General features: G+C 56.2%; 12 protein-coding genes. 10 read left to right on the top strand and 2 right to left on the bottom strand.

Going from position 1 to position 11,630, the window contains the following annotated elements; all coding sequences use genetic code 11:
• Positions 1–141: 141 nt before the first annotated feature.
• From PK28_RS03970 to PK28_RS03960, 4 genes are all read left to right on the top strand, one after another.
• The gene (locus PK28_RS03970; RefSeq protein WP_197070466.1) at positions 142–690 is read left to right on the top strand and encodes a dihydrofolate reductase family protein; all 549 of its coding nucleotides are present in this window, start codon (positions 142–144) and stop codon (positions 688–690) included.
• A gap of 126 nt (positions 691–816) precedes the next feature.
• Complete coding sequence (locus PK28_RS03965) at positions 817–1,245, top strand: hypothetical protein (protein WP_044511649.1); 429 nt, start codon at positions 817–819, stop codon at positions 1,243–1,245.
• A 238-nt stretch (positions 1,246–1,483) separates the two neighbouring features.
• On the top strand, positions 1,484–1,786 hold the full coding sequence (locus tag PK28_RS20305) for a hypothetical protein (RefSeq protein ID WP_156126228.1): 303 nt from the start codon (positions 1,484–1,486) through the stop codon (positions 1,784–1,786).
• Between the two features lie 399 nt (positions 1,787–2,185).
• Complete coding sequence (locus tag PK28_RS03960; protein WP_044511646.1) at positions 2,186–3,400, top strand: hypothetical protein; 1,215 nt, start codon at positions 2,186–2,188, stop codon at positions 3,398–3,400.
• A 23-nt stretch (positions 3,401–3,423) separates the two neighbouring features.
• Here PK28_RS03960 and PK28_RS03955 read toward each other — a convergent pair whose 3' ends face one another.
• Positions 3,424–4,125 (bottom strand): SGNH/GDSL hydrolase family protein, encoded by a 702-nt coding sequence (locus tag PK28_RS03955; protein WP_044511643.1) that lies wholly within the window; start codon positions 4,123–4,125, stop codon positions 3,424–3,426.
• 427 nt (positions 4,126–4,552) lie between these two features.
• Here PK28_RS03955 and PK28_RS03950 point away from each other — a divergent pair, with 427 nt between their 5' ends.
• Both PK28_RS03950 and PK28_RS03945 read left to right on the top strand, forming a co-directional pair.
• Positions 4,553–6,004, top strand: coding sequence for an alpha/beta hydrolase (locus PK28_RS03950; protein WP_156126227.1), 1,452 nt, complete (start codon positions 4,553–4,555; stop codon positions 6,002–6,004).
• A gap of 307 nt (positions 6,005–6,311) precedes the next feature.
• Entirely contained in the window at positions 6,312–7,784 is a 1,473-nt protein-coding gene (locus PK28_RS03945; protein WP_044511640.1) for an alpha/beta hydrolase family protein, read from the top strand.
• 88 nt (positions 7,785–7,872) lie between these two features.
• Here PK28_RS03945 and PK28_RS03940 read toward each other — a convergent pair whose 3' ends face one another.
• Positions 7,873–9,171 (bottom strand): MFS transporter, encoded by a 1,299-nt coding sequence (locus PK28_RS03940; RefSeq protein ID WP_082016945.1) that lies wholly within the window; start codon positions 9,169–9,171, stop codon positions 7,873–7,875.
• A 299-nt stretch (positions 9,172–9,470) separates the two neighbouring features.
• Between PK28_RS03940 and PK28_RS03935 the strand changes: the two genes are divergently transcribed.
• From PK28_RS03935 to PK28_RS03920, 4 genes are all read left to right on the top strand, one after another.
• Positions 9,471–9,878 carry a hypothetical protein gene (locus PK28_RS03935; RefSeq protein ID WP_044511638.1) on the top strand — a complete coding sequence of 136 codons (408 nt, stop codon included), beginning with the start codon at positions 9,471–9,473 and terminating at the stop codon, positions 9,876–9,878.
• A gap of 84 nt (positions 9,879–9,962) precedes the next feature.
• A complete protein-coding gene (locus PK28_RS03930) occupies positions 9,963–10,529 on the top strand; it encodes a DUF6799 domain-containing protein (protein ID WP_044511635.1) in 567 nt (188 codons plus the stop codon).
• A gap of 283 nt (positions 10,530–10,812) precedes the next feature.
• Positions 10,813–11,448, top strand: coding sequence for an RNA polymerase sigma factor (locus tag PK28_RS03925; protein ID WP_044511633.1), 636 nt, complete (start codon positions 10,813–10,815; stop codon positions 11,446–11,448).
• Positions 11,426–11,617, top strand: coding sequence for a hypothetical protein (locus PK28_RS03920; RefSeq protein ID WP_231576213.1), 192 nt, complete (start codon positions 11,426–11,428; stop codon positions 11,615–11,617). Before PK28_RS03925 ends, PK28_RS03920 begins: the two co-directional genes overlap by 23 nt.
• Positions 11,618–11,630 lie beyond the last annotated feature (13 nt).

The raw sequence follows: 11,630 nt of genomic DNA, 5'->3' as shown, positions 1-11,630 counted from the left end.
TACTACCTTGCGTAGGCATGCGCTGGTACTGCACTGGGCACTAGTGGTACTACCACATAGTATCAATCCTTGTAAAAAAGACCGTCACCACGCACAGACAACTACACCTCTTACAAGCACATGAGAAAACTAATTTCATTTATGCACATCTCCCTGGACGGTTTTGTATCAGGGCCGAACGGAGAAATGAATTGGATTACCGTGAATGAAGAAATCTTCGCTCATATCGATAAGCGGATAAGCAAAACCGACACGGCAGCCTATGGCCGGGCAACCTATCAGATGATGGAGAGTTACTGGCCAAAGCAGGGAAACGAGCCCGATGCCAGCCAGCACGACATTGACCACTCAACGTGGTATAACCACGTGCACAAGGTGGTTGTATCCAACTCCATGCAAGGCGCGGATTTATCGAACACCATCATTATTAATGGTAACCTCGCGGAGAGCCTACAGGAAATAAAACAGCAGGGGGATACAGACATTCTGCTGTTTGGCAGCCCAACAGCCACCCACTCCCTGATGCAACAGAATTTAATTGACGGCTTCTGGCTGTTTGTGAATCCCGTAATTCTGGGCCAGGGCATTCCCTTGTTTACCAACGTCCAGGACAAAATAAAACTTAAGCTATTGACCACCCAACAATTCACTTGCGGAGTAACAGAACTGAGTTATATAGTGGACAAATAATAACAACGAACGGCTACGTTCATGTAGCGCGAGAATCATAACGCAACGAAGCGCAGACAACTAAATGCACTACATAAAAGTATTTCAACCGCAGAAAGTGCTTCAACGGTAATCTAAAAAGGACTTATGAACTCGTCTGCCCACAACGATATTGACCTTCTCTTGGAAAAAGCAAAAAGCTCTGGAAGAAATGAAGACCTCTCCGCTTTGTGGAAAGCTGCCCTCAATTTGCCTCAATGGCATTTTATAACGCAACAAACGGCAAATATTGAAGACAGAAAACCGGCCGTGGGAATGGTTGATAACAAGCCTTGGGTATTCTTATTTACTGATAGGCAAAGAGCGCAGGAGTATGGGAGAACTATTAAAGACGGCGGGTTTGTCGATGAAAGTGGCAACGTTATGGTTATATCCACGGATACGCAAAGAGCCATTGACTACCTTCTGGCTCTCGCTTCGCAAGGCGTGTATGGATTAAGATTCAATGAGCTTAATGGCTGGTTTTCACCCATCGAAAACTTGCCTGCTATTATAAAACACGTGAATAAAGGCTAAGTAGTAATTACCTCACCAAGCAATGGTGAGCCCCCCCGCAGTCGCTCGGCTGTGCCGAGTGACTAATGCATGCGCTTGAGCAGCTAGGCTGCGAATCCGGCCGAGGCGCTGCCCCACATGGCGCGGGACGCTCGCGGCAGAGCCGCTCTGACTTATAGCTCACTCGGCACAGCCGAGCGACTGCACCTGTACTTTATTGGACCGACAACAAAACAATTACTTGATATTAGAATCGAAAATGAAGACTGAAACTATTAATAGGGTTATTCTCAACAGCAATAATGAGCTACTATTAATTTTAGCTGGCCCAGGAAAGCCTATGTATCAATATGTTTATCGTGAAGCAGCAGGTGTTTATTGGGATAACAGCCAAAAAGGATTTAGATCCACGCCGTTAAGAGAATGGACTATCTCAGATTGGTTTATGCATATTAAAGAAATTGTAAAAACAAGTCTGAATGTAGATTTAAAATTGAGTAACTCCTTAATCTGGGAAAATATACCGGAAATCGAACAGACAAAAATTAAAAGCGCACTATAACAGGCGTTTGACCCCTACTGGCGCTAATTTAGTGTAGCGTAACTCGTGACCAGCCTAGAGGATGATGTTGCACCTCATCTGCCGCAAGGCAGCAAGCCGAATCAGCCCTAATCAGAGGATATAGCCCTTTTTTTAAACCCCTTGGATAGAGCCTCGGCAGCTCCATAACCCGGCCGGAAACACAATAAAAAAAGGGCCGCTGCCGCGGCCCCTTTTTATTTGCATAGGTGTAATGATACTATAGTAATAATCAAGTCAATAAGCTTAGTATTCTTTCGTAGCCCGGGTAACTGAATAAGCTGTCTGATAGCACTATACAAAAGTGCAGTCTTCCCATGCGTGGTACAAAGGCCAAAAATTTCTTTTTTTGGCCCTTCGTTACTGTTTAGTGTTCTATCTATGCCCGTTATATCTGCTACGCAGCAAGCCGCTCTTTGCGCGGCAGTAGCTACCCGCTTTGGCCAGCCCATCCGTTACCCCAGCCACTGCGAGGCCCTGGAAGCCTCCATTGCCCAGGCCCAACCTCAGGACGGCCGCCTAAGTGCCAACACGCTGCGCCGGTTTTTTGGGCTGGTGAAGAAAACCGGCGGCTACCACCTACACACCCTGGATGCCCTGGCCCGTTATGCCGGCTTCGCAGATTTTGAGGCTTTCGTAGCGGGCACTTTTACCACCGCCGATGCTATTCCGGACATTCCCGAGCTGCTGGCCTTTCCCCGGCTGCAACATGCCGAGCGGCTCCTGATGGGTTACTTCTTGGGCCAGATTACCCGCACCGATGATTTCACGGCCAATGCGTTGGCCCTGCGCTTAGCGGCCCACCCCGCCGGGCAGGAATATTTCGTGGAAAGCTACGTGGACCTGGCATACCTCAACGGCGCATATGGGCAGGTAGTGCGGGAGTATTTACGCCATAAGAAAACGCCCGAAGCCCAGCTCTATGGCCACAGCGTGCTGTTCCTGGGCGAGTTTCTGGCCGAAGATGAACCCGCCTGGCAGGCCCGTTTGCAGCATTTGCTGGCTCTGTCCGTTCCGCCCGATACGCACCCTTTCCCGCGCGGCCGTCGGGCCTTTGCCACAATTGCCGCCACGTGGTATAAGGCACCCGCGCAGCCGCTACCGGCCGCGCTGTGGGCGCAACTACTGGATGAGGCGGCTCAAATTCCCATTCTCCCCACGGATGCTGGCAGCTTACCTCCCTTTTACAATTACTTTCCGGCCGGATATTACTTCTTGGTGGCGGAGGCCTTCTTTCTCACCAATCAGTTTGAGCCGCTAGTTGCCTGGATAGAGCTTACGCTGGAAGCTTACCCCACCTTGCGGCATTACGAACACAACGTTTTTAATGAGTTGATGCGGGCTTTTCAGGCAGTAGCTGCCCTGCGTACCGGCACCGCCACCACCTGGGATTCGGCACCGCTGGGCGCCGTGCTGACTACCCACGCCTGGCTGCGCGACTACTATCAGGTGCATTGCTGGCTGGCGAGCCTACATTTTGCCGTAGCCGGCCCACCCGACCCGTCGGCAGTTGCCAAGATTCGGCAGCACATCAGCCGGTTTGCCCAAAAGCGCCGGATGCCGTTTTTTGAAAGCCTGGCCGCGCGCATTGCGTAGCTGGCGCTTGTGGTCTGATAAATCTACTTCTTCAAATACGGCGCTACCACGCGCGTCCAAATCTCATACCCGGCGCGGGTCATGTGCAGGCTGTCTGACACATAAAGATCCGGGCGGGGCTTGCCGTTTGGGCCCAGCATAGGCGTGCTCACATCCACGTATGTAAGCCGTTTGGGATGTTGCTCAATGTACTGGCGGATGAGGGCGTTGGCCTCCTGCATCCTGGGATAAAGCGCCCAGCGCGAGGGGCTGGGTTTGATGGACAGGAACACGACGGGCACGCGGCGCAGCTTTTTGTTCTGGCGCATCAGCTTCTCAAACGCCAGAAACGATGCATACACTTCCTGCGGCGTAGCCCCGGCGTTAATATCGTTGTCGCCCTCATAAAGCAGTACCTGTCGCGGCTGGTAGGGCACCACCAGCTTCTCGAAAAAGTAAATAGCATCGGGAAAGCGGGAGCCTCCGAAGCCGCGGTTGAGCACGGGCCGGCCGGGGAAGTCTTGCGGCAGCGTTTCCCACTTCCTGATAGACGAGCTGCCATAGAACAGAATGGGCTTGCGGGGAGGCGGCGTGAGGCTGTCCTGCCGGGCAAAGGCGCGCAGTTCCTCCGCCCATTGGGCCGGATCAATAGCCGGCACCTGGGAAGTCTGGGCAAAACCCGTGAGGCTGCTTAGCAGGATAAAAACCAGCCCTGCACTCAGGAAACGAAGGATAGATGGACGCATAGCAAGAATTATCAGCTTACAGGAAGCAGCAAGCTATGAAGTTGTCTGGTAATGGTCGTTAGGTTGAAAAAGGAACGTCATGCTGAGCGGAGTCGAAGCATCTCGCTAGTGTGGTAAAATCAATAGCACCACAAACTCAGCACGCGAGATGCTTCGATCCTGGCTTGATGCGCCACATGCTCGACATGACAGGCTTTTCCCCAACAACATCAGCACGCGAGATGCTTCGACTGCGCTCAGCATGACGGTTATTATGGCAACGCCACCACGCAACATGTCTCGACTACACTCGCCGTGAGGAATCTTGTTGCCATCTGCAATCCTGGCTACCCTTCTTTCTATTTTCCCGTTCGGAACAGAGCCTCCTTACCCAACGTTGTACCAGCACACCGTAATTTTCGGCACTCATCTTGTGCTGTACCAGCCTATGCGTTCTACCTTCTTTGCCTGCCTGCTTCTATTAATTTCCTTTTCGGTGGCTTTCGGGCAGCGTACGCCCGGGCTGGCCGGCCAATGGGCCGGCACCCTGAAGCTGCCTAATGGCGGCGCCCTGCCCCTGCTCATTGCCATGCAGGATGCCAACGGCCGCCGCACCGCCACGCTGGACGTGCCCAGCCAGGGCGCAAGCGGCATTCTGGTAGACCAGGTACTCGTGCGCGGTGATAGTGTGCTACTGGCCATCAATACCATAAAAGCCCGCTATGCCGGCCGGCTCAGCGCCGATGGCCGTCAGATGCAGGGCTTCTGGCGCCAGAATAATGCCCGCTTGCCCCTTACCTTGGTGCGTAGCTCGGTAGGCGCGCCACCGGCCGCGGCGGCCCCGGCTACTTCCGGGCGGCCCGGCGCCAAACAAAACCGCCCTCAGGAGCCGGTAGCGCCCTTCCCCTACCGTGAGGAAGAAGTCAAATTCACGAACCGGGCGGGCGGCGTTACGCTGGGTGGCACGCTCACGGTGCCGCCTGGTGCGGGACCCTTCCCGGCGGTGGTGCTGCTCTCCGGCTCCGGCGCCCAGGACCGCGACGAATCTGTTTTCGGCCACCGCCCTTTCCGGGTAATAGCCGATTATCTGACCCGCCGCGGCATTGCCGTGCTGCGCTTCGATGACCGGGGCGTGGGCCAGTCTACCGGCAACGCCAAAACCGCCACGGCCGGCGACTACACCACCGACGCCCAGGCGGCGCTGGCTTTTCTGCGCACCCGCCGTGAAATCAATGGCAAGCAGCTGGGCCTGATTGGGCACAGCGAGGGCGGCACGGCCGCTATTGCTGCCGCCGGCCAGCCCCAAGGCCCGGCCTTTCTGGTGCTGCTGGCCACGCCCGGCGTGCCCGGCCCCGATTTAATTACTCGTCAGGCCCTGGATCAGGCCCGCCTCAAGACTACCAACCCTAAAATTCTGGCCGGGGTAGAACAGCGCCAGCGCAACCTGCTCGGCATTGTGCAGCGCATCGCCGATAACAATGCTGCCCAGGCCCAGCTGGTGGCCGCCCTCATCCCCCCCATTGACCTGCCTCCCGAGCAGGCGGCTCAGATTAAAGCCGTAGCCCAGGGCCAGGCCGCCCTCATGGTCACGCCGGCCTACCGCTATCTGCTGAACGACAACCCGCAGAAAACCCTGAAGGCCGTGCGCTGCCCGGTGCTGGCCCTGGGCGGCAGCAAAGACCTGCAGGTAGCCTCGTGCGTGAATTTGCCGGCCATTGAGAAAACCCTGAAGGCCGTGCCCAACCGCGACGTAACCGTGAAAGAGCTGCCGGGCCTGAATCATTTATTCCAGACCGCCAACACCGGCGGCGTGGGAGAATACGCACAGCTGGAAGAAACCTTCTCGCCCACTGCCCTAAAAATTATCGGCGACTGGGTGACGGAGCACACCAAGCGTTAAGCGGCTTTTTGAGTTAATCTGTCACGTAAGACTACTGCTCCGGAGGGAGCTTCTGCGGGTGTACCTGCGGAGGCTCCCTCCTTCATTTTTAGCCCGTTAAGGGACGGGGCAGCACCAGGGCTTTCCTCTGTTCCTGCTCCATTCCTTACAAAGCCCACCTTTATTCTCTGCCCTACCCTCCGCCAGGTAAGCATAGCGCAGGCCCACGCAGCTTATTATGGCTTGATGATTGCGGATTAAAAAAATGGTTAGATTTCAACCTTCACCTGCACCCATCAGCCCTATTAACAGCCTTACATAGAACTTTATGAATACAAGCTTACTCGCCCTGCGCAGGTTCTGTGCCTTTGTGCTGTTGATTCTCCTGCCGGGTATTTTGTTGGCCGGGCCCGAAGACCAAAAGCTCAACGGCCAATGGTCGGGGATGCTGAAAGTAGGCGGCACAGAGATGGAGATGATTGTGACCATTGTGCCGCTCTCCACCGGGGGCTATTATGCGGCGCTGGATATTCCCAAGCAGAAAATCAGCCGCATGCCTATGCAGGCATCCTTAACCAACCAGGATGTGCTGCTGAAGATTGACCAGGCCGGCAGCCGCTTCACGGGCAAGCTGAATACTGCGGGCACGGCTATGACGGGCACCTGGCAACAGCCGGGCATTACCAGCCCACTGGTACTCAAGCGTATTTCCACTTCTATTCTGAACGCTACTTTCAACGCGGCGCCGCCTTACCGGCGCGAGGAAGTGATTGTGCCCAACAAGCCGTTTAAACTGCGCCTGGGTGCTACCCTAACCATGCCCAACGGGGCCGGCCCTTTCCCCGCTGTGGCCTTGGTATCGGACCTGGGCGCGCAGGACCGCGACGCTTCCCAGGAGCAATACCGCATGTTTGCTATTCTGGCCGACTACCTCACGCGCCGGGGCTTTGCCGTGTTGCGCTACGATGACCGGGGCGTGGGCAAATCAAACGGCAAATACTACGCCGCCACCACCGCCGACCTGGTGACCGATGCGCAGGCCGCTATGGGTTTCCTGCGGGCGCACTATCGGGTAAAGAAAAACCAGGTGGGTTTGATTGGGCATGGCGAGGGCGCCAACATTGCGCTCCTGGCCGCCGCGCAGCCCAAAGGCCCCGATTTTATAGTCTCCCTGGCGGGCTCCGGGCAAAGTGGCCACGCCGTGATGCAGCAGCAGCAGGTAGAAATTCTGCGCCTGATTGGCGCTAATGCCAACCAGGTGAAATCGGCCCTGGCCCTGGATAATCAGATGGTAAATGTAATTCGCCAGAACCCCGACAATAAGCTGGCTCGCGCTAAACTGGGCGTGTTGCTGCGCCAGATTAACAACGACCTGGCGTTTACCATGGTGCAGGCCCGCGTAGACCAACTGACCTCGCCCTGGTACCGCTACTACCTGGACTTCAACCCAAGCGCCAAGCTCCCCGCCGTGAAATGCCCCGTGCTGGCCATGAACGGCACCGCCGACCTACAGGTAATGGCCAACAAAAATCTTTCGCTCTTGCACAAAGGCCTCCGCAACAGCCGCAAAGTCACCATTGTAAAGCTGCCCGGCGTAAACCACCTGTTCCAGCCCGACCGCAACGAATGGGCGCTAATTAATAACGAGCAACAGCCGGTTTTTGCCCCCAAGGCTTTGGCTACCATAGATGTATGGCTGAAAAACCGCACCAAAACCAGAACCTCCTTCACAGCCCCTATTAAAGCTAAGCTGGCGGCACCGCTACGTAAGCCAGCTACCGATAAAACTGCCAGCCGGTAAGTTAAAAGAGTTAAAAAACCGAAATGCTCCGGTAGCCAGTCAGGCTACCGGAGCATTTCGGTTTTAAGGGCGTTTACTTTCGCCCTGATCAGGCCTTCACCGGCTCGGTTTCCTGTTTTGGAGATAAGTCCAGTACGCGCAGCTGGTTGGCGCGCCAGGCCGTTACGGCCACCACTACCAGCGTCATGGTGCCGCCCAGCACCACCGAGGTAACCGTGCCCAGCAGCCGCGCCGTGGCTCCCGACTCAAAGGCGCCGATTTCATTGGAAGAGCCAATAAAGATGTTGTTTACCGCCGAAACGCGCCCTTTCATGTACTCCGGCGTGAAGGTGTGCAACAGCGTGGAGCGCACAATCACGGACACGGAATCGAAGATGCCCGTCATGAACAGCAGCACCAGGGACAGCCAGAAGTTGCGGGATAGCGCAAACAGAATAGTAGCTACGCCAAAGCCCGCCACCGCCCACAGGAGCTTGCGGCCGGCGTGCCGGCGCAGCGGGAAGTACGTCAGCAGCACCGCCATCAGCACGGAGCCTACGGCCGGCGCGGCCCGCAGGTAGCCCAGCCCCTCGGCGCCGGTGTGCAGAATCTCATCGGCAAAAATGGGCAGCAGCGCCACCGCACCACCAAACAGCACGGCAAACAGATCCAGCGACAAGGCAGCCAGTACAATCTGGTTTTGGAAGATGAACTGCACCCCGCTCAGCACGCTTTCCTTTAGCCCCAGGCGCTGGCCTTCTATAGGCGGCAGCGGGCGCCCAGCAATACTCAGAAAGAGCGCCAGGGAAAGAGTGGTCAGCACTACATCGGTGAGGTAAGCGGCGGAAATACCCAGCTTGGCATACACCAGTCCACCAATGGCCGGGCCCAGCACGGCGGCAGCCTGCCAGGTAGAGCTGTTCCAGGTTATGGCATTGGCCAGCCGCTCCCGGTCGGGCAGCAGCTGGGGCATAAAGGAAAACAAAGCCGGCCCCAGGAAACCGCGCGCCAGCCCACTGGTAAAAATAACGGCGTATAAAGGCAGCGCATGATAGCGCAGCAGCCAGCCGGCGCCTTCCGGGCGGGTAAAGGAGAGCAACGCCGCCGCACAGAACAGCAGCACCACCACGGCGGCCAGAATAATATTCTTGCGGCGCACAGAATCGGCCAGGTGGCCGGCGTATAACGATACCACAATGCTGGGCACGGCTTCGGCCAGGCCAATAAGGCCCAGCGCCAGGGGGTCTTTGGTAAGCTGATAGATCTGCCAGCCCACTACTACCGCCTGCATTTGGGTAGCTACCACCAGGCACACGCGGGCCCCAATCAGGCGCCGGAACTCAGGAATGCGCAGGGCCGCATAGGGGTCATGCCGGGGCGCTGGAGGAAAGCTGGGAGAAGATGTCATAACGGTTTTCGCAGAGCCGGCAAAGGTAGCCCAAACGCGCCGCAGAAGTACAGAATATGGGCCGCTTATTCGCCTGGCTTGCTATAGCTGAGTATTCTGTGTATCATTGACTTATTCTTCCTGCTCTGCCGGTGCGGCCACTTTTCCAGGCACCTGCCCTTCCTTATAGGACGCTACCACGGCGCCACCGCCTCCCTCCACCTAGCTGCCACTTCTCTTACCGATGTCTTCTGGCATAGGGTGCTGCTGCTGCCCTTTCTGCCCACTGGCCTGTCAGATACAGCTAACTGCGCTTTGCTATGGTCGATTTTCTTGCCCTCACGCATCAGCCTGCTACCTCGGTGCTGGTGGCCCGCTGGCTGCGGGCAGCCACGCCCGAAGAACTACAACAGGGGTATCACGAGCTGCTGTCGGTGGCTACGCTGCATAAAGTGCGCTACTGGCTGCTGGACTTACGCCGCCGTGGCCCCGTCAGCACTGAGCTGGTGCAGTGGGTGCAGCAGACCTTCTTCCCGCACGCGGCCCGGGAGCTGCAGGGCAGCATCTACCTGTCTTATTTCATCTCGCCCGACCATCTGGAGCAGCTGCAGCTACAGCCTGACTGGTTCGCGGAAGATCAGGGCCATTGCCTGGCCCGGCTTTTTACCGATGAGCGGCAGGCAACCGAGTGGCTGAGCCAAACCCGTCAGCAGGAACAAGTCGCCTGATTCGACTTATTCTATTGGTTTGCGTACTAAGCGAAATCCTCCTGATTTCGCTTTTTTTATTGTCCGCCGTTCCTCCTCTTTCCTATGCTACGCACTACTATCCTTGGCTTTCTGGCAGTTTTTTGCCTGAACACAGCTGCCTCCGCCCAAACCCAACCCACCACCCAGGGCCAGCAAGCCGTGCGCGTATCCCTGAAGGATGGCGCCTTTCGCCGCAAGGGAGTAATGATGCGCATCCAAAGCGGTAAAATCACCCGCCTGACTTCATCCTTCCAGCTAACCAACGGCACCACTGTTTACCCCGATGGCCATGTGGTAACCACTAACGGCACCCGCCAGCAGCTGCCCGATGGGCGCGCCATTAATATGCAGGGCGAGATTGTGGGCCTGAGTGATGATATGCTGACCGCGGCCACCATTCAGCAGCTGGATCAAATGGTAACCGGCTACACCGGCACCGTAATTAGCCTGCCCAATGCCGTGCCCGCCGAGGCTGCAACCGCCCTGCAGCGCCTGGAGCGCAAAGCCGCCTTGCTGGAGCAGCTCACCGACCGCCTCGCCCAGCGCACCGCCCAGGCCGTGCCCGCCTCCCCGGAAGCCGCCAGCTTAGATGCCCAGATCAATGCCCTGGCGCCTCCAGCCAAGCCATAAGCAGCCCCTCTCAACAATGGAAAGCCCGCGTTAAGCGGGCTTTTTTATTTGCTTCCATTCCATTTTTAAGTATTTTAAGCTGATAGAAAGCAAAACTGAACAATTGCACCGGTTCAGGAACATGTGAAAAATTTCTGCTTTTATTCTTATCTGGCATTGTGTTTGGGCGATTGGTTCTTTACATTTGGTCAGGAGATATCTCCGCCAATCCCCTAATTTTCTTCTTTATCCTCTAGCTGCACAATATGGCTTAAAGCTCTACGTTCCCTTATTCGTAGCCTTTATGGAAACCATGCAGCCGAGCGACTCCGCGTTGATTTCGCTCTATATCAACGGAAAAGAAGAAGCCTTCGAACTGTTGTTGAACCGGCACAAAAGCCGCGTCTTTACCACGATTATGTTAATCGTGCGGGACGAAGCCGTAGCCGAGGATCTGCTACAGGACACCTTTATCAAGGCTATCCATACCATGAAAAGTGGCCGCTACAACGAGGAGGGCAAGTTCTCGTCGTGGATTGGCCGTATTGCCCACAACCTGGCCATTGATTTCTTCCGTCGGGAGAAGCGCAGCCCGCTGCTCAACCTCGACATCACGAGCCACGCTTTCAATTCTCTCTCGCACGCCGAGGAAGGAGTAGAGGCCAGCCTCACCCGCGAAGAAACCTATAGCCGGCTGCGGGAGTTAATACAAGACCTGCCCGCCGCGCAGAAAGAAGTGCTGGTGATGCGCCACTACGGCGACATGAGCTTTCAGGAAATTGCGGACGCGACAGGGGTGAGCATCAACACGGCGCTGGGGCGTATGCGCTACGCGCTGATCAATCTGCGGAAGAAAATGGCCGCACATCCTGTCTTCTATGATCAAAACCTTTACCCAAGAGAAACTGCTCCGGTACGTGTACAACGAATTGCCGGCTGATGAGCAAGCCGGCCTGGAGCAAGCCCTGACCCACGATGCCGAACTGGCGGGCCAGTGCGCCGATCTGTTGCTAGCCCAGCGGGTGCTAGATGGCGTGCGCAGCACGCCCAGTGCTGGTACAACTCAATCTATTCTGCAGTATTCGCGTACGTTTTTAGCCGCGTCCTAAGGGCGCGGCTTTT

The sequence above is a fragment of the Hymenobacter sp. DG25B genome (genome assembly GCF_000801315.1).
Classification (GTDB): Bacteria; Bacteroidota; Bacteroidia; order Cytophagales; family Hymenobacteraceae; genus Hymenobacter.
The sequence above is the reverse complement of the archived record's forward strand: the minus strand, read 5'-3'. Positions and strand labels throughout refer to the sequence as shown.

Coding starts and splice junctions, on each gene's coding strand:
- PK28_RS03925 (WP_044511633.1), top strand. CDS start 10,813: ATGGAAACCATGCAGCCGAGCGACTCCGCGTTGATTTCGCTCTATATC.
- PK28_RS03930 (WP_044511635.1), top strand. CDS start 9,963: ATGCTACGCACTACTATCCTTGGCTTTCTGGCAGTTTTTTGCCTGAAC.
- PK28_RS03970 (WP_197070466.1), top strand. CDS start 142: ATGCACATCTCCCTGGACGGTTTTGTATCAGGGCCGAACGGAGAAATG.
- PK28_RS03965 (WP_044511649.1), top strand. CDS start 817: ATGAACTCGTCTGCCCACAACGATATTGACCTTCTCTTGGAAAAAGCA.
- PK28_RS03945 (WP_044511640.1), top strand. CDS start 6,312: ATGAATACAAGCTTACTCGCCCTGCGCAGGTTCTGTGCCTTTGTGCTG.
- PK28_RS03940 (WP_082016945.1), bottom strand. CDS start 9,171: ATGACATCTTCTCCCAGCTTTCCTCCAGCGCCCCGGCATGACCCCTAT.
- PK28_RS03935 (WP_044511638.1), top strand. CDS start 9,471: ATGGTCGATTTTCTTGCCCTCACGCATCAGCCTGCTACCTCGGTGCTG.
- PK28_RS03950 (WP_156126227.1), top strand. CDS start 4,553: ATGCGTTCTACCTTCTTTGCCTGCCTGCTTCTATTAATTTCCTTTTCG.
- PK28_RS20305 (WP_156126228.1), top strand. CDS start 1,484: ATGAAGACTGAAACTATTAATAGGGTTATTCTCAACAGCAATAATGAG.
- PK28_RS03960 (WP_044511646.1), top strand. CDS start 2,186: ATGCCCGTTATATCTGCTACGCAGCAAGCCGCTCTTTGCGCGGCAGTA.
- PK28_RS03955 (WP_044511643.1), bottom strand. CDS start 4,125: ATGCGTCCATCTATCCTTCGTTTCCTGAGTGCAGGGCTGGTTTTTATC.